Source organism: Pseudomonas sp. S1_E05 (assembly GCF_056337105.1).
On record NZ_JBFRHM010000001.1, the window covers coordinates 5,707,134 to 5,722,864 of the forward strand.

Here is a 15,731-nt window from a genome sequence, read left to right on the forward strand (position 1 = left end):
TAAGGGTTGGCCGGCCAATGTGTGCGAAAATCCGCGATATCCTGTTGATCGAGCGTACCTCAATGTCGCAAAAACCGACTCTTATCCGCGAAACCTTCCCCGTCGGCCCTTTGCAGTGCAACTGCACGATCATCGGCGATCCGGTGACGAAAAAGGCCATCGTGGTCGATCCGGGGGGCAATCATGAGTTGATCCTCGCGCGACTCGATGCCCTGGGCCTGAAGGTGGTGAGCATCATCCACACCCACGCGCACCTTGATCATTTCCTGGCCTCCGGGCAATTGAAGGAAAAGACCGGCGCGACCCTGCACCTGCACAAAGAGGATCAGTTCCTCTGGGATAACTTGGAAATGCAATGCCAGATGTTCGGTGTGCCCTACACCCCGGTGCCTTCGCCCGACCGCTGGCTGGCCGATGACGAAGAGCTTGCCTGCGGCTGCGGCGTGGCGCTGCACACCCCGGGCCATACGCCGGGGTCCATGAGTTTCTGGTTTTCAGAGGCTAAACTGCTGATTGCCGGTGATACGTTGTTCCGTCGTGGTGTCGGACGCACGGATTTGTGGGGCGGCGACCAGGCGACCATCGTGCGTTCGATCAAACAGCGTTTGTACACCCTGGACGAAGACGCGACGGTGGTCACCGGCCACGGTCCGGACACACGACTGGGCGATGAAATGCGCGACAACCCTTTTGTGCGCGCATAAGGGGCTGCTACGGAATTTTCTGCTGGCAAAATGATCCAACGCCCGCAAAGGCCGATGTCCGTTTGCACCACAGAATGCCAAATCCAGGAGCTTTCCATGTTCACCAAACAGCGTTTGATTATCGTCGCTACCGCTGTGGCCTTGCTGTCTGGCTGCGCCTCGCCCAACCCGTACGACAACCAGGGTCAGGCTGACGGCGGCTCCGCAGGCATGAGCAAAACCGCGAAATACGGCGGCCTCGGCGCACTGGCCGGTGCACTCGCAGGCGCTGCTATCGATCACAACAACCGTGGCAAGGGTGCGCTGATCGGCGCCGCCGTGGTGGGGGCTTCCGCTGCCGGTTACGGTTACTACGCCGACCAGCAGGAGAAAAAACTGCGCGCCAGCATGGCCAACACCGGGGTTGAAGTGCAGCGTCAGGGCGACCAGATCAAGCTGATCATGCCGGGCAACATCACCTTCGCCACCGATTCGGCAAACATTGCGCCCAGCTTCTACCAGCCGCTGAACAACCTGGCGGGCTCGCTGAAAGAGTTCAACCAGAACCAGATCGAAATCGTCGGCTACACCGACAGCACCGGCAGCCGCCAGCACAACATGGACCTGTCCCAGCGCCGCGCCCAGAGCGTCGCGACCTACCTGACCTCGCAAGGCGTCAGCGGTGCCAACCTGAGCGCCCGTGGTGCCGGCCCGGATAACCCGGTGGCCAGCAACGCCGACGTCAATGGCCGCGCGCAGAACCGTCGTGTTGAGGTCAATCTCAAAGCGATTCCGGGTCAGCAGTATGGTGGTCAGCAACAGGGGAATGTTCAGCAGTACCCCTAATACCTGGCTCAATGAAAAAGCCCGATCTGATGATCGGGCTTTTTTTTGTGTGAAATTTGACGGCCCCATCGTCGGCCAACCGCTTAATTAGCCTCCTTCACCGCACTCAGAAACGCACAGGTCCTTTCCTGCTGCGGATGCTCGAAGATCTGCGCCGGGGTGCCCTGTTCGTGGATCTGCCCCTTGTAGAAAAAGCACACCCGGTCAGCGAACTCGCGGGCGAAGCCCATCTGGTGGGTGACCATCAGCATCGTCAGGTTGTGCTCGGCGCCGAGCTTGCGGATCACGTTGAGCACTTCGCCACACAGTTCCGGGTCCAGCGCCGAGGTCACTTCGTCAAACAGCATGACTTTGGGCCGCATCGCCAGTGCCCGGGCAATGGCGACCCGTTGCTGCTGGCCGCCGGAAAGCTGTGAGGGGTAATGGCCCAGCTTACTGCCCAGTCCCACCAGCTCGAGCAAGTCCGCCGCACGCTCGCGTGCTTCAGCCGGCTTCATGCCCAGCACCTGCACGGGTGCTTCGATCACGTTTTGTAACGCTGTCATGTGCGGGAACAGGTTGAAGCTCTGGAAGACCATGCCGATTTTGCCGCGTACCCGGCGTATGTGCCGGTCATTGGCGGGCACCAGCACCCCATTGCGATTGGGCATGTGGGTCAGAAGGTCGTCTTCGACGCGGATCACCCCGTCATCAATGCCCTCGAGGGTCATGAGCACCCGTAACAGCGTGGACTTGCCCGAACCGCTGGGGCCGATGATCGCGACTTTTTCACCCGGCGTGACATCCAGGTTCAAGTGGTCGAGTACGGTGAAGTTGCCGTAACTCTTGGTGACGTCCTGGAAGCTGACAATCGGCTTGACCGCTTGCGGTTGATGCATGGCCGTGGCCTCCTGCGGATGCAGCGGTGTCAGGTTGCCGCGCCGGGAAAGGTCGTGGGAAGTCGAGAGTGGAGAAGTCATTAGCGTAGCTCCAGGCGCAGTTCGAGGCGCCGTACCAGATAAGCCAGGGCGATGCTCAGGGCGAGGAAAAACAGGCCGACCATGGTGATCGGTTCCAGGTAACGGAAGTTCTCTGAGCCGATGTTCTTGGCCTGCTGCATGATTTCGACCACGGTGATGGCCGACAGCACTGGCGTGTCCTTGAGCATCGCCACCAGGTAGTTGCCCAGCGGTGGCAGGATCGGCCGCAACGCCTGGGGCAGGATGATGTTGCGGTAGGCACTGTACGGCGCGATGTTCAGCGCCGTGACAGCTTCCCATTGCGCCCGTGGAACGGCATCCAGCCCACCGCGATAGACCTCGGCGATATAGCAGGCGTAATGCACACCGATACCGATGATCCCCACTTGCATGGCCGACAGGCTCACCCCGTAATTGGGCAGCACGTAGTAGAGGAAATACACCTGGATGAGCAGCGGCGTGCTGCGGATGAACTCGATGATCCCGGCAATCGGCCACGATACCCAGTACAGGCGGCTGCGCCGGCCGATGGCGAGAAACAGCCCCAGCACGATGGCGATCAGAAAGCCGATCAGGGTAATGCCCACGGTGTTGAGCGAGGCGCGCAGCAGGTCGGGAAGAATCTGCCAGGCGTAGGTCCAGTCGAACAGGGTCATGACAGACCTCCACGCATCCGGCCGCGAGCCAGGCGACGCTCAATGGCGCGCATGCCGAGGTTGATGGCCTGGGCGAGGATGAAATACATCACCAGCGCCAGGCTGAAGATTTCCAGGGTCTGGAAGGTGGCCTGATCCAGTTGCCGAGCGCGAAAGCTCAGGTCGGACAGGGTGATCAGCGACACCAGTGAAGTGTTCTTCAGCAGTTCGATCAACAGGTTGGTGCCGGGAGGGATCGCAGCCAGCAATGCCTGGGGCAGAATGATTCGGCGAAAGCGCTTGTAACCACTGAAGTTCAGCGCAGTGGCCGCTTCGTACTGACCCTTGGCCACGGAACTGATCGCGCCGCGCATCACCTCCGCGCCATAGGCGCCAATGTGCAGGCCCAGTCCAACGATCGCCACGGCATAAGGGCTCAGTTCGATGTTGAACGGTGGCAATGGCAACACGAAGAACAACCAGAACAGTTGCACCAGCAACGAAGTACCGCGGAAAACTTCGATGTAGGCCACCGAAAACCAGCTCAGCAGTCGCCACGAGGACATGCGCCCGAGCGCGGCCAGAATGGCGGCGACAATCGCCAGCACCGAACCGAAGAAGGTCACCTGGAGCGTGACCCAGGCGCCTTGTATCAATAGCGGAAGTAATTCACCCATGGTTCAACATCCCGATTAAGCAGGGAAATAGGCATCGCGCCGCAGCGCCATGCCTGTTTCGGCTATTGAGCGCAGAGCTCGGCAGCCGTTTTGCTTGTCACGTTGGATTTGTCGAAGCCAAAGGGCGCGACCGTCTTGAGGTGTTCTTCGGAGCCCAGCCATTTTTTCAGCTCAGCGTTGACCGCATCGCGCAAGTCCTTGTCTTCGGGGCGGAAGGCCAGCGCACCGTAGCCGGTGTGCGACGGGTCGTCCTTGAACTCGGTGACCGCTTCGACTTTTTCGCCGCCCTTGGCCGCCAGGCCTTTCATGGTCAGTTGGGTGCCCACTGCTGCGTCAGCGCGGCCGGCGCGCACGGCCTGCAACTGGGCGGTGGTGTCGGGCACCTGGAGGATCTGCGCATCTTTCACGCCAGAGTCCCGCGCGTATTTGAGGTTGACCGTGCCGGCCATGATCGCCAGTTTCACGTCCGGATTTTTGGCAATGTCTTCATAGCTGTGCAGGTTCTTCGGATTGCCTTTGGCGGTCAGCAGGGCGTCGGGCAACTGGTATTGAGGGTCGGTGAAGATCACCTGTTTGCAGCGCTCCGGCGTGATGTACATGCCGGCGGCGATCACGTCGAAACGACCGGCGCGCAGACCCGGAATCAATGAACCCCACTCGGTCAACACGCCGTTGACCTGCTTGATGCCCATCTTGGCGAAGATGACTTTGGCGATTTCCGGAGATTCTCCGGTTACCCGGCCATCGGTCTCGGTAAAGGCAAAGGGCGTTTCATTGGCGTAACCGATGCGGATACTGCTGTTCTTGGTGATGTTTTCCAGGGTCGTCGCGGCCTGGGCGCCCGCGGCCAGGCCAAACAGTGCGCAGGCCACGAACAGGTGGCGTAAAGCATGGGAGTTGCGGGAAAGGGAATTGCTCATCGATAAAATCTCCTGTTTCTTGTGGACCCGTCGTTGACGGCTCTGTGTTAGGAGGCAGTGTGACAAGAGCAAAGCGTACGAGCGTCGATGCCAGGGTTTGGACACCGCGCCGGTACAGGTCGATTGGTTTTATTTTGCGGACCTGCTGACAAGCCCGTGCATCGACCTTGGACCGAGCATACAAAAGCCCTGCACCACATTGCATTGCACTAGGACAATTGCTTTGCACAGATTCTCGGGAGATGCTGTCGACACGGTCAATCACGCGGGTTCCAGCGTTGATGAATAAGTGGAAAGCAGCCCTGGATGTCGCCCGCAGCGGCGAATCCAAATACAAGATCCTGGTGCAGGCCATCGCCGCCGATATCGAGCAGGGCGTGTTGGCCAACGATCAGCGGCTGCCGCCGCAGCGCAATGTGGCCGATGCCATGGGCATCAGCGTGCAGACGGTGACCAACGCCTACAAGGAGCTGGAGCGCCAGGGCCTGGTGCGCTGCGAAGTCGGGCGCGGCAGTTTTGTATCCCGGCGCATGAGCGACCGGGTGGCCACTTACATCCTCGACAGCCCCGAGCGGGCGCTGGTGGACTTTTCCATTGCGCGCATCCTGCACACCCGCGAGCACGACCAGTTCTGGCGCGACACCTGCCGGGAACTCAGCACCGAAGAAGATCAACCGTGGATCCACGCGTTTCGCCCGATTGCCGGTTTCGAATCGCACCGCGAAGCGGCGATGCACTGGATCGGGCGCCAGGGTCTCAAGGTCGAACGCGACGATATCCTGATCACCAACGGCGCCGCCCACGGCATATTTCTCGCCCTGGCGTCGCTCGCCGGGCCCGACGATGTGGTGCTGTGTGAAGGCAGCACCGACCATGGGGTAATCGGCAATTCCCAGGTGTTGGGGTTCACCCTCAAAGGCCTGGAGATGGACCGCTTTGGCATTGATCCGGAACACTTCGAGGACATGTGCAGCAATGAACGCATCACTGCGCTGGTGTGCACGCCGAACCTCAACAACCCGACCACCACGCTGATGCCGGACAGTCGCCGCCGGGAAATCGCCGAGATCGCCCGGCGCTTCGGCGTGCACATCATCGAGGATGACGTGTATGGCCCGTTGCTCGAAGAACGGCACGCCCCACCGATCAGCCACTATCTGCCGGAACTGTCCTTCTACTGCACCAGCATGACCAAATCGGTGCTGACCGGATTGCGCGTGGGGTTTCTGGTGATGCCCAAACGACTGGCCCTGCGCACCGAGAGCATCCTGCGGGTCAACAGCTGGATGGGCACGCCGATGGTCTCGGAAATCGCCACGCGCTGGATTCGCGATGGGCGTGCCGACACGCTGCTGCGCCTGCAACGAAAAATGCTGTCGGTGCGCCAGGCGATGGTCACCGAGTACCTGGGGGAGTACGTGCTGGGCCAACACGCACATGCGCTGAATGCCTGGATCGGTATTCCGCCGCACTGGGAGGTCGACAGCCTGGTGCGTGCCCTGCGTCATCGGCATATCGCCGTGACCTCACCGGACCCGTTCACCGTGCGTGGCACGCCCAAGGCCCGTGCGGTTCGCGTGTGTGTGGGCGCGGAATGCAGCGACGAAGAAGCACGCGAAGCCTTGATCAACATGCGCGAAATCTTCGGCCAATACCCTCGGATCCATGATTTTTGAACAATAAAAATTTGTCGGCTAAATTGCCCTAGTACATTCAGTGTGACAATCCTGCCCTCTTAGACTGCGCCCAACACCTCATCGGGACGCGGTCATGTCAGTGCTACAGCTCAACGATGTTTACCTCGCGCGTCAGCGTATCGAAGCGCTGGTGCAGTGTACGCCCATGGAGCATTCGCCCAGCCTGTCCCGGCTGTTGGGTGCGCCGGTCTACCTCAAGCTCGAATCCCAGCAGGTCACCGGCAGCTTCAAGTTGCGTGGTGCAAGCAATGCCGTGGCACAGCTCAGCGCCGAACAGAAAACCCGAGGCGTGGTCGCCGCATCCACTGGCAACCATGGACGGGCGTTGGCTTACGCCGCATCTCGACTGGGCGTGAAGGCCACGATCTGTCTGTCGCGACTGGTGCCGGACAACAAGGTCCAGGCCATTCGTGATCTCGGTGCGCGCGTGTGCATCGTCGGCGATTCCCAGGACGACGCCCAGCGTGAAGCCGAGCGGATTGCCGCCGAACAGGGCGCCACGCTGCTGCCGCCGTTCGATCACCCGGCGATCATTGCAGGGCAGGGCACGTTGGGGCTGGAAATTCTCGAACAGCAGCCGGACGTCGCCCAGGTGCTGGTGCCGCTGTCCGGCGGTGGCCTGTTCGCCGGCGTGGCGCTGGCGCTGAAAAGTGCCAACCCGCAGATCATCACCCACGGCATCAGCATGCAGCGCGGCGCGGCAATGCACGCCAGTCTCGCTGCCGGGCGCCCGGTGGAAGTCGAAGAGCTGCCGACCCTGGCCGACTCCCTCGGCGGTGGTATCGGTCTGGACAACCGTTACACCTTCAACATGACCCGCGACACCTGCGATCACGTGCATCTGCTCAGCGAAGGCTCCATCGCCAATGCCCTGCGTCATGCCTATCGCGAAGAACGCCTGGTGCTTGAAGGGGCGGCGGTCGTGGGCATCGCTGCGCTGCTCGATGGCCTGATCGAACCTCGCGGCCCGGTCGTCGTGGTGGTCAGTGGGCGCAACGTCGATACCGATCAGCATCTGCGTGTGCTCGCGGGTGCCGAGGCATGAAAACCAACAATAACGACTCCCTGGGAGCGCCCGTTGATGAGTGAAATCACCCTGTTGAGCGAAGCCGATCTGCGCGCCTGTGTGGCGCTGGATCTGGCCAGTATCGAAGCCATCCAGCAAGCCTTCGTGCTGTTGGCTACCGCGGCGGTTGCGATGCCGCCGATCCTGCGGCTGGACATCCCCGAGCACAATGGCGAGGTGGATGTGAAGACTGCCTACCTGCCGGGGCTGGAGCGCTTTGCGATCAAGGTCAGCCCGGGTTTTTTCGACAATCCGAAACTCGGCCTGCCCAGCCTCAGCGGCATGATGATGTTGCTGTCGGCACGCACTGGCCTGCTCGACGCTTTGCTGCTGGACAACGGCTATCTCACGGCGGTGCGCACGGCGGCAGCGGGGGCGGTGGCGGCGCGGGCATTGTCGCGGGCCGACAGCCGCAGCGTGGCGCTGATGGGTGCCGGGGAGCAGGCGGCCTTGCAGTTGCAGGCCCTGCGCCTGGTGCGGCCCATCGACAACGTGCGGGTATGGGCGCGGGATTGGGCCAAGGCCCAAGCCTTCAGCGTCGAATTGGCCCGTGACAGTGGCCTGGACGTGCGTCCCTGCACGAGCATCGACGAGGCCATGGCCGACGTCGATATCGCCATCACCTGCACGCCCAGTCGTGAGCCGTTGATCGATGTGCGCCATTTGCATCCCGGTCTGCACATCACCGCCATGGGCTCGGACGCCGAGCATAAAAACGAAATTGCCCCGCAAGCGCTGGCGCAGGTCGACTGCTACGTCGCCGATCGTTTGAGCCAGACCCGCATCCTCGGCGAGTTGCATCACGCCCTCGCGGCGGGTGCTGTCAGCGACGCGTCGAGCTTTGCCGAATTGGGGCAGGTGCTGGCTGGCCAGCGGCCCGGTCGCACGCAGGCCTCGCAGGTCACCTTGTGCGACCTCACCGGCACTGGCGCCCAGGACACGGCGATGGCCAACCTGGCGTTCGAACGCGCGCGCTCGGCGGGCAAGGGTTTTCAGTTCGGCAGCTAATCCGCTTTTTTATCCGCGCGTCATTTATCCCGCTTCATCTTCAAGAGGGCAGGTGCATGTCTCAGATAGTCGTCAATCTCCCGTTCAACCGGGAGGAATACGCCCAGCGGCTGGCCAAGGTGCGAGTGGCCATGCAGGCCCAGGGCATCGAGCTGTTGCTGGTCACCGATCCGTCGAACATGGCCTGGCTGACTGGCTATGACGGTTGGTCATTTTATGTTCACCAATGCGTGCTGCTGGCCCTGGATGGCGAGCCGGTGTGGTTTGGTCGTGGCCAGGACGCCAACGGCGCCAAGCGCACGGTGTTCATGCAACAGGAAAATATCGTCGGTTACCCGGACATCTACGTGCAGTCCCGCGAGCGCCATCCCATGGACTACCTGTCGCGGGAAGTGATCGCTGCCCGTGGCTGGGATGCGCTGACCATCGGCGTCGAGATGGATAACTACTATTTCAGCGCCGCCGCCTACCTGTCGCTGCAGAAAAACCTGCCCAAGGCCAGGCTGATCGATGCAGTCGGGCTGGTGAACTGGCAGCGGGCGGTCAAGTCGCCACAGGAAATCGCCTACATGCGCATCGCCGCACGTATCGTCGAAAACATGCATGGGCGGATCCTCGAACGGATCGAACCGGGCATGCGCAAGAACGATCTGGTGGCGGAGATCTACAGCAGCGGCATTCAGGGCGCCGACGGCCATGGCGGTGATTACCCGGCCATCGTGCCGTTGTTGCCGACCGGTGCCGATGCCAGCGCGCCGCACCTGACCTGGGACGATTCGCCGTTCGAAAAAGGCGCCGGCACTTTTTTCGAAATCGCCGGTTGCTACAAGCGCTATCACTGCCCGTTGTCGCGCACGGTGTTTCTGGGCAAGCCGCCCCAGCATTTCCTCGAGGGCGAAAAAGCCGTGGTCGAAGGCATCGCCGCCGGCCTGGAAGCGGCCAAACCAGGCAACACCACTGGTGACATCGCCGTGGCCTTTTTCAAGGTGCTGGAGAAGTTCGGCATCCACAAGGACAGCCGCTGTGGCTACCCGATCGGTATCAGCTATCCACCGGACTGGGGCGAGCGCACCATGAGCCTGCGTCCCGGCGACACCAGCGTGTTGCAACCGGGCATGACGTTCCATTTCATGCCGGGCCTGTGGATGGACGACTGGGGGCTGGAAATCACCGAGAGCATTTTGATCACAGAGACGGGTGTCGAAACACTGTGCAACGTGCCACGCCAACTGTTCGTGAAGGATTGAGCCCATGAGCGATCTGCCTGCCAACCCGATCAGTACCACGCTGGATTTCAACCGTGAAGGCGTGCAGCACGGGTTCCTCAAACTGCCGTATTCCCGGGACGATTCGGCCTGGGGTGCGGTGATGATTCCAGTCACGGTGATCGCGCGCGGTGAAGGGCCGACCGCGCTCCTCACCGGCGGCAACCATGGCGACGAATACGAAGGACCGGTGGCCCTGAGCAAACTGGCGCAAGGCCTGACCGCCGCCGAGGTGAGCGGACGGGTGATCATCATTCCGTTCATGAACACCCCGGCGTTCCATGCCGGGCGGCGTACGTCGCCCATCGACAGGGGCAACCTCAACCGCAGTTTTCCCGGCAAACCGGACGGTACGGTCACCGAGAAGATCGCCGACTACTTCACCCGCACCTTGTTGCCCCTGGCCGACATCGTGCTGGACATCCACTCCGGCGGACGCACCCTGGACTTCCTGCCATTCGCCGCGTGCCATGTGTTGCCGGACAAACAACAGCAGGCCCGCTGCGAGGCCGGTATGCGTGCATTCAACGCGCCTTACAGCATGCGCATGCTGGAGCTGGATGCCGAGGCGATGTACGACACGGCTGCCGAGTCGCAGGGCAAGGTGTTCGTCACCACGGAATTGGGTGGCGGCGGCTCGTCCACCGCACGTAGTGTGGCGATCGCCGAGCGGGGCGTGCGTAACCTGCTGGTGCATGCCGGGATTCTTGAAGGTGAAGTCCAAACGGCGCCATCGGTCATGCTCGACATGCCCGGCAGTGATTGTTTTATCGCCAGTGAACACGACGGCCTGCTGGAAATGTGTCGCGACCTGGGTGACACCGTGAATCAGGGCGAAGTCATCGCCCGGGTCTACGACGCGACCCGCAGCGGTGTGGCCCCGGTGGAGTATCGCGCGGCCCGCAGCGGCCTGCTGGCAGCCAGGCATTTCCCGGGGTTGGTGCAGTGTGGCGATACCATCGCCGTCATCGCGGACATACTGACCTGACACCATGTACCCCCTGTAGGAGCAAGCTCGCTCCTACAGGGACCTTACTTATTCGGGAGCTCTTTGCCCATGCACAAACTCGATCGCTACGACCTGAAAATCCTGCGAATCCTCGCTGACGACGGGCGTATCACCAAGTCGAGCCTGGCCGAGGCAATCAACCTGTCGGTCACCCCGGCGTGGGAGCGCGTGCGCAAGCTGGAAGCCCTCGGCCTGATCAAGGGGTATCGGGCGCAGATCGACTGGGGCGCGGTGTTCAAGAGCCAGCAGGTGCTGGTGGAAATCACTCTCGCCCGGCACACCGCGCAGGACATGCGGCGCTTCGAGCAACGGATGAACGACGCGCCCGAAGTGGCCTTCTGTTACGCCACCGGCGGTGGTGTCGATTACATGGCGATGATCCAGACGCCGGACATCGACCATTACCAGCGCTTCATCGACCAACTGCTGCTCGATGACCTGGGCATCGAGCGCTACTTCACCTACATCGTCACCAAGACCATCAAGACGGCTGGGGCGTTGCCGGCTGAGTTGTCTCAGCAATCCTGATTTTCCAATCACCACAGAAATCTGCTGTCTGGCACTGTTCAATCAGAAAAAACCACCTGCCCACCCCCTTCCAAACCGCAATTGCCCGACCTTCTGCTGCCCTAGCATGGACTCCACGCACACGGTTCGGAGTTTACGCCATGACCTACAAACATCCCCTGCTGTTCAAAGCGCTTTGCTACGTCGATGGCCATTGGGTGCACAGCGACAGTGGCCACAGCATCGCCGTGCACAACCCGGCTGACCAGACCTTGATTGGCCATGTGCCAATGCTCGATCAGCCGCAAATCGTCGCGGCTGTCGATGCCGCGCACCGGGCGTTTAACGATTGGCGCGAACAGAGCCTCGATGCGCGCGGGGTGATTCTGCGGCGTTGGGCGGCGTTGATCCTCGAGCACCAGGAAGATCTGGCGCGGATTCTCAGTCTGGAGCAGGGCAAGTCCCTGGCCGAGTCGCGCGGTGAAATCGCCTACGCCGCGAGTTTCATCCCGTGGTTCGCCGAAGAAGCCCGACGCCTCTATGGGCAGAACATTCCCAGCCACATTCCCGGTGCTCACCTGGGCACAGTCAAGGAACCGGTCGGTGTCTGCGCATTGCTGACGCCGTGGAATTTCCCTTCGGCGATGATCACCCGCAAGGCCGCTGCCGCCCTGGCGGCCGGTTGTACGGTGGTTATCAAACCGGCCCACGAAACCCCGTACTCGGCCTTCGCCCTCGCGCAACTGGCCGAAGAAGCGGGCTTTCCGGCCGGGGTGTTCAACGTGGTGCTAGGCGAGCCGCAGATGGCCATGCAAACCCTGGTGCAGGACAAGCGCGTACGTTCGGTGAGTTTCACGGGCTCGACTCGTGTCGGCCAACTGGTGCTGCAAGCCGCTGCCCAGGACGTGAAAAAAGTCGCGCTGGAACTGGGCGGCAACGCGCCGTTCATTGTCTGTGCCGACGCCGATCTGGCGCTGGCAGTGAAAGTCGCGGTGCAAGCCAAGTTCCAGACCTCCGGCCAGGATTGCTGCGCGGCCAACCGGATCATGGTCGAGCGATCGATCTATCCGCAATTTCTCCAGCGCTTTGCTGCTGCGGTACGTGAGCTACGTGTTGGCCCGGCCATGCTCGGCGACCGCGAGCAGCAGGTCGATATCGGCCCGTTGATGCATCAGGCCGCTTTTGACGTGACCGCCGAGCGGGTAGCCGATGCCTTGCAGCAGGGGGCGCAGCGGCTGGTCGGAGGCGAAGCCCATGCCCTCGGCGGTCTGTTCTACCAGCCTACGGTCCTGGCCGATGTCACCCCTCAGATGCGCATTTACCGCGAAGAGAACTTCGCGCCGATTGCCGGGGTGATGCCGTTCGACACCCTCGACCAGGCCATCGAAATGGCTAACGACACCGAATACGGTCTGGCGGCCTACATTTGTTCCAATCGCCTGGACCTGATCTACCCGCTGATCCGCCGCCTCGACCATGCGATGGTCGCGGTCAACGGCGTCAAGTTCACCGGCCATCCAATCCCCTTCGGTGGCATGAAAGCGTCGGGGCTGGGCCGGGAAGGCGGCACGGAGGGGTTCGAAGCCTTTGTCGAAACCAAATACTTTTGCTTGCACCATCAAGGCCAGTTCTAAGGGCCCGTACTCAGGAGATTGCCATGAACCAAGAATTCGACTCGCTGTTCGCACAAGACCGTGCCCACTTCATGCACCCGTCGACCCACGCCCACGACCATGCCAGTGGTGCGCTCAAGGGACGCATCATCAAGAGCGCGTCGGGCATCCGCATCCGTGACCACGAAGGCCGGGAGCTGATTGACGCCTTCGCCGGGCTGTATTGCGTGAACATCGGTTATGGCCGTACCGAAGTGGCGGACGCCATCTACAAGCAGGCCAAGGAACTGGCGTATTACCACACCTACGTCGGCCACTCGACCGAAGCCATCATCGAACTGTCGAGCCGCATCATCGACTGGGCGCCCTACGGCATGAAAAAGGTCTATTACGGTCTGTCGGGTTCCGATGCCAACGAAACCCAGATCAAGCTGGTGCGTTATTACAACAACGTGCTGGGGCGGCCGCAGAAGAAGAAAATCATCTCCCGCGACCGTGGCTATCACGGCTCGGGCATCATGACTGGCAGCCTGACCGGCCTGCCCAGTTTCCACCAGCATTTCGACCTGCCAGCCGAAGGCATCAAGCACACCGTTTGCCCACACTGGTATCGCAAGGCGCCAATCGGCATGGATGAGGCGGCGTTCGTGCGTTATTGCGCCGACGAACTGGAAAAGATGATTCTGGCCGAGGGCCCGGACACCGTGGCCGCATTCATCGGTGAGCCGTTGATGGGCACCGGCGGCATCATCGTACCGCCAGCCGGGTATTGGGAGGCGATCCAGGCCGTCCTCAGCAAATATGACGTGTTGTTGATTGCCGACGAGGTGGTCTGCGCCTTTGGTCGCCTGGGTTCGAAAATGGGCAGTCAGCGGTACGGCATGCGCCCGGACCTGATCACCACCGCCAAAGGGTTGACCAGTGCCTACGCGCCGTTGTCAGCGGTGATCGTCGGCGAAAAGGTGTGGGACGTGATCGACAAAGCTTCTGAATCCCAAGGCCCCATGGGACATGGCTGGACCTACTCCGGGCATCCGATCTGTGCGGCGGCGGCACTGGCCAACCTCGACATCCTCGAGCGGGAAAACCTCACGGCCAATGCCGACAAGGTGGGCGCCTATCTCAATCGGCGGCTGCGCGAAACCCTTGAAGGCCATCCGCTGGTGGGCGAAGTGCGCGGGGATGGCATGCTGGCCGCCGTCGAGTTCATGGCCGATCGCGAGCTGCGTACGCCGTTCGATGCGTCCTTGAAGGTGGGTCCAAAGGTCTCGGCGGCTTGCCTGGAACACGGAATGGTTGCTCGAGCGATGCCTCATGGCGACATCCTGGGGTTTGCACCACCTTTGGTACTGACCGAGGCGGAGGCGGACCTGATTGTGGGCATTGCCAAGCAGGCGATTGATCAGGTGGCGCAGGAGGTGTTGGGCTGAGGGTTTTGTGTTGATGCTTATGGCCTCATCGCGGGCAAGCCCGCTCCTACAAGAGCACCGCAGGCCCCTGTAGGAGCGAGCTTGCTCGCGATAGGGCCAGAACATTCACCCTCAAACCACCAGACACAAAAAAGCCCCCGGACATCACCTGTCCGGGGGCTTTTCATTGGCGCGAAGGTTGATTACTTCTTCAAGCCATAATGCTCATCCAGCATGCCCGGTGCGTTCGGGGCTTTCGGCGCGTAGTCGCGAGGCGGCTCCTGGTCGCGTGGTGGCGTCAGGCGTTCACGTGGGGCTGCCACCGTCGCTTCGGAGTGCAACGAGGCGAGCAGGCGTTGGCGGGTCTGCTCGTCCAGGGCCAGGCGGTTGGCGCCCTCGGCGAGATGATCCTGCACTTCCTGGTAGCTCTGAGTCAGTTTCTTGACCAGTGATGCGGTGCTGTTGAAGTGGGTGACCACCTCGTTCTGATAACTGTCGAAACGTTCCTGAATGTCATCCAGCTGACGTTGTGTGCTGCTCGGCGCTGCATTGGGCACCAGGCGAGCGATCAGGAAACCAACGGCGACACCCACAACCAGGGCAAGAGTCGGCAACAACCAAACTAAGAGCGAGTGTTCCACGAGTCCTTCCTCTATAAACGGCTTTGCTTTACGTTAACGGCTCGAACCTGCGCTGTATACCGCGATTCACTCGCAATACACTGGCACAGACAATTTGCTAGACGAGTCGACCGGAATCAAGGTCACGGAGTTCCTTTCTTGCTTATGCGCGAAACCCCTGTAGTGATTGATGGCCCGGTGGGTCAACTGGAAGCCCTCTACCTGGAAGTCGAGGCCCCTCGCGGTGTGGCGTTGATCTGCCATCCTAACCCGGTGCAGGGCGGCACCATGCTCAATAAAGTCGTGTCGACCCTGCAGCGCACCGCACGCGATGCCGGTTTGATTACCTTGCGTTTCAATTACCGAGGCGTCGGTGCCAGCGCCGGCAGCCACGACATGGGCAGCGGCGAGGTCGATGATGCCCAGGCGGTGGCGGCCTGGCTGCGGGCAAAACACCCGGCCCTGCCCCTGACCCTGTTCGGCTTTTCCTTTGGCGGTTTTGTCGCCGCCAGCCTCGGCGGGCGTCTGGAAGCCAGCGGCGAGCAGCTCAAGCATCTGTTCATGGTGGCGCCGGCGGTCATGCGCCTGGGCGATCAGGATCAACTGCCGCAGCACGGCGAGCTGACCCTGATCCAGCCGGAAACCGACGAAGTCATCGAGCCGCAAGTCGTTTACGACTGGTCCGCGCAACTCCAGCGCCCCCATGAGCTGCTGAAAGTGGCAGAATGCGGACACTTTTTTCATGGCAAGCTGACCGATCTCAAGGATCTTATCCTGCCGCGTCTTTCGAATTGATTGCAGTCTGACAAGCGATTAC

Annotated in this window: 16 protein-coding genes; 11 read left to right on the forward strand and 5 right to left on the reverse strand. The window is 61.4% G+C overall.

Features of this window, described 5'->3' with window-relative positions:
- Positions 1–62 precede the first annotated feature (62 nt).
- Together AB4N33_RS26445 and AB4N33_RS26450 are read left to right on the forward strand one after the other, a co-directional pair.
- Positions 63–704, forward strand: a complete 642-nt coding sequence (locus AB4N33_RS26445) for an MBL fold metallo-hydrolase (protein ID WP_214378588.1) — start codon at positions 63–65, stop codon at positions 702–704.
- Positions 705–800: 96 nt separating this feature from the next.
- On the forward strand, positions 801–1,529 hold the full coding sequence (locus AB4N33_RS26450) for a YiaD family glycine zipper/OmpA-like lipoprotein (protein ID WP_460121005.1): 729 nt from the start codon (positions 801–803) through the stop codon (positions 1,527–1,529).
- 83 nt (positions 1,530–1,612) lie between these two features.
- On the opposite strand, the gene ehuA is transcribed toward AB4N33_RS26450, so the two are convergent.
- The 4 genes from ehuA to ehuB form a co-directional block, all read right to left on the reverse strand.
- Positions 1,613–2,407: an ectoine/hydroxyectoine ABC transporter ATP-binding protein EhuA gene (gene ehuA / locus AB4N33_RS26455; protein WP_476458852.1), complete on the reverse strand. Its 795-nt coding sequence runs from the start codon at positions 2,405–2,407 to the stop codon at positions 1,613–1,615.
- Positions 2,408–2,487: 80 nt separating this feature from the next.
- Positions 2,488–3,144, reverse strand: coding sequence for an ectoine/hydroxyectoine ABC transporter permease subunit EhuD (ehuD, locus tag AB4N33_RS26460; protein WP_460121007.1), 657 nt, complete (start codon positions 3,142–3,144; stop codon positions 2,488–2,490).
- On the reverse strand, positions 3,141–3,800 hold the full coding sequence (gene ehuC / locus AB4N33_RS26465; RefSeq protein WP_460121009.1) for an ectoine/hydroxyectoine ABC transporter permease subunit EhuC: 660 nt from the start codon (positions 3,798–3,800) through the stop codon (positions 3,141–3,143). The genes ehuD and ehuC overlap by 4 nt, the downstream gene beginning before the upstream one ends.
- 62 nt (positions 3,801–3,862) lie before the next feature.
- Entirely contained in the window at positions 3,863–4,720 is an 858-nt protein-coding gene (gene ehuB / locus AB4N33_RS26470) for an ectoine/hydroxyectoine ABC transporter substrate-binding protein EhuB (RefSeq protein ID WP_476458562.1), read from the reverse strand.
- A 281-nt stretch (positions 4,721–5,001) separates the two neighbouring features.
- Between ehuB and ehuR the strand changes: the two genes are divergently transcribed.
- From ehuR to AB4N33_RS26510, 8 genes are all read left to right on the forward strand, one after another.
- The gene (ehuR, locus tag AB4N33_RS26475) at positions 5,002–6,396 is read left to right on the forward strand and encodes a MocR-like ectoine utilization transcription factor EhuR (protein ID WP_460121013.1); all 1,395 of its coding nucleotides are present in this window, start codon (positions 5,002–5,004) and stop codon (positions 6,394–6,396) included.
- A 94-nt stretch (positions 6,397–6,490) separates the two neighbouring features.
- Entirely contained in the window at positions 6,491–7,462 is a 972-nt protein-coding gene (gene eutB / locus AB4N33_RS26480; protein ID WP_476458563.1) for a hydroxyectoine utilization dehydratase EutB, read from the forward strand.
- A 36-nt stretch (positions 7,463–7,498) separates the two neighbouring features.
- Positions 7,499–8,491 (forward strand): ectoine utilization protein EutC, encoded by a 993-nt coding sequence (eutC, locus tag AB4N33_RS26485; protein ID WP_476458564.1) that lies wholly within the window; start codon positions 7,499–7,501, stop codon positions 8,489–8,491.
- 56 nt (positions 8,492–8,547) lie between these two features.
- Positions 8,548–9,738: an ectoine hydrolase DoeA gene (gene doeA / locus AB4N33_RS26490; protein WP_476458565.1), complete on the forward strand. Its 1,191-nt coding sequence runs from the start codon at positions 8,548–8,550 to the stop codon at positions 9,736–9,738.
- 4 nt (positions 9,739–9,742) lie between these two features.
- Positions 9,743–10,744 carry a N(2)-acetyl-L-2,4-diaminobutanoate deacetylase DoeB gene (doeB, locus tag AB4N33_RS26495; RefSeq protein ID WP_476458566.1) on the forward strand — a complete coding sequence of 334 codons (1,002 nt, stop codon included), beginning with the start codon at positions 9,743–9,745 and terminating at the stop codon, positions 10,742–10,744.
- A 69-nt stretch (positions 10,745–10,813) separates the two neighbouring features.
- Positions 10,814–11,293, forward strand: a complete 480-nt coding sequence (locus tag AB4N33_RS26500; protein ID WP_460140927.1) for an Lrp/AsnC family transcriptional regulator — start codon at positions 10,814–10,816, stop codon at positions 11,291–11,293.
- Between the two features lie 140 nt (positions 11,294–11,433).
- On the forward strand, positions 11,434–12,906 hold the full coding sequence (locus AB4N33_RS26505; RefSeq protein ID WP_476458567.1) for an NAD-dependent succinate-semialdehyde dehydrogenase: 1,473 nt from the start codon (positions 11,434–11,436) through the stop codon (positions 12,904–12,906).
- Positions 12,907–12,929: 23 nt separating this feature from the next.
- On the forward strand, positions 12,930–14,315 hold the full coding sequence (locus AB4N33_RS26510; RefSeq protein ID WP_476458568.1) for an aminotransferase: 1,386 nt from the start codon (positions 12,930–12,932) through the stop codon (positions 14,313–14,315).
- A gap of 182 nt (positions 14,316–14,497) precedes the next feature.
- Here AB4N33_RS26510 and AB4N33_RS26515 read toward each other — a convergent pair whose 3' ends face one another.
- Positions 14,498–14,935, reverse strand: coding sequence for a Z-ring associated ZapG family protein (locus AB4N33_RS26515; protein ID WP_460121029.1), 438 nt, complete (start codon positions 14,933–14,935; stop codon positions 14,498–14,500).
- A gap of 144 nt (positions 14,936–15,079) precedes the next feature.
- Here AB4N33_RS26515 and AB4N33_RS26520 point away from each other — a divergent pair, with 144 nt between their 5' ends.
- Positions 15,080–15,709, forward strand: coding sequence for an alpha/beta hydrolase (locus AB4N33_RS26520; protein ID WP_476458569.1), 630 nt, complete (start codon positions 15,080–15,082; stop codon positions 15,707–15,709).
- Positions 15,710–15,731: the final 22 nt, after the last annotated feature.

What these genes read in the sequence shown, in the direction of transcription:
- eutB (WP_476458563.1), top strand. Translation starts at nt 6,491, where the DNA reads ATGTCAGTGCTACAGCTCAACGATGTTTACCTCGCGCGTCAGCGTATC.
- ehuC (WP_460121009.1), bottom strand. Translation starts at nt 3,800, where the DNA reads ATGGGTGAATTACTTCCGCTATTGATACAAGGCGCCTGGGTCACGCTC.
- ehuR (WP_460121013.1), top strand. Translation starts at nt 5,002, where the DNA reads ATGAATAAGTGGAAAGCAGCCCTGGATGTCGCCCGCAGCGGCGAATCC.
- AB4N33_RS26450 (WP_460121005.1), top strand. Translation starts at nt 801, where the DNA reads ATGTTCACCAAACAGCGTTTGATTATCGTCGCTACCGCTGTGGCCTTG.
- ehuD (WP_460121007.1), bottom strand. Translation starts at nt 3,144, where the DNA reads ATGACCCTGTTCGACTGGACCTACGCCTGGCAGATTCTTCCCGACCTG.
- doeA (WP_476458565.1), top strand. Translation starts at nt 8,548, where the DNA reads ATGTCTCAGATAGTCGTCAATCTCCCGTTCAACCGGGAGGAATACGCC.
- AB4N33_RS26520 (WP_476458569.1), top strand. Translation starts at nt 15,080, where the DNA reads ATGCGCGAAACCCCTGTAGTGATTGATGGCCCGGTGGGTCAACTGGAA.
- ehuB (WP_476458562.1), bottom strand. Translation starts at nt 4,720, where the DNA reads ATGAGCAATTCCCTTTCCCGCAACTCCCATGCTTTACGCCACCTGTTC.
- AB4N33_RS26500 (WP_460140927.1), top strand. Translation starts at nt 10,814, where the DNA reads ATGCACAAACTCGATCGCTACGACCTGAAAATCCTGCGAATCCTCGCT.
- doeB (WP_476458566.1), top strand. Translation starts at nt 9,743, where the DNA reads ATGAGCGATCTGCCTGCCAACCCGATCAGTACCACGCTGGATTTCAAC.
- AB4N33_RS26505 (WP_476458567.1), top strand. Translation starts at nt 11,434, where the DNA reads ATGACCTACAAACATCCCCTGCTGTTCAAAGCGCTTTGCTACGTCGAT.
- eutC (WP_476458564.1), top strand. Translation starts at nt 7,499, where the DNA reads ATGAGTGAAATCACCCTGTTGAGCGAAGCCGATCTGCGCGCCTGTGTG.
- ehuA (WP_476458852.1), bottom strand. Translation starts at nt 2,407, where the DNA reads ATGCATCAACCGCAAGCGGTCAAGCCGATTGTCAGCTTCCAGGACGTC.
- AB4N33_RS26510 (WP_476458568.1), top strand. Translation starts at nt 12,930, where the DNA reads ATGAACCAAGAATTCGACTCGCTGTTCGCACAAGACCGTGCCCACTTC.
- AB4N33_RS26445 (WP_214378588.1), top strand. Translation starts at nt 63, where the DNA reads ATGTCGCAAAAACCGACTCTTATCCGCGAAACCTTCCCCGTCGGCCCT.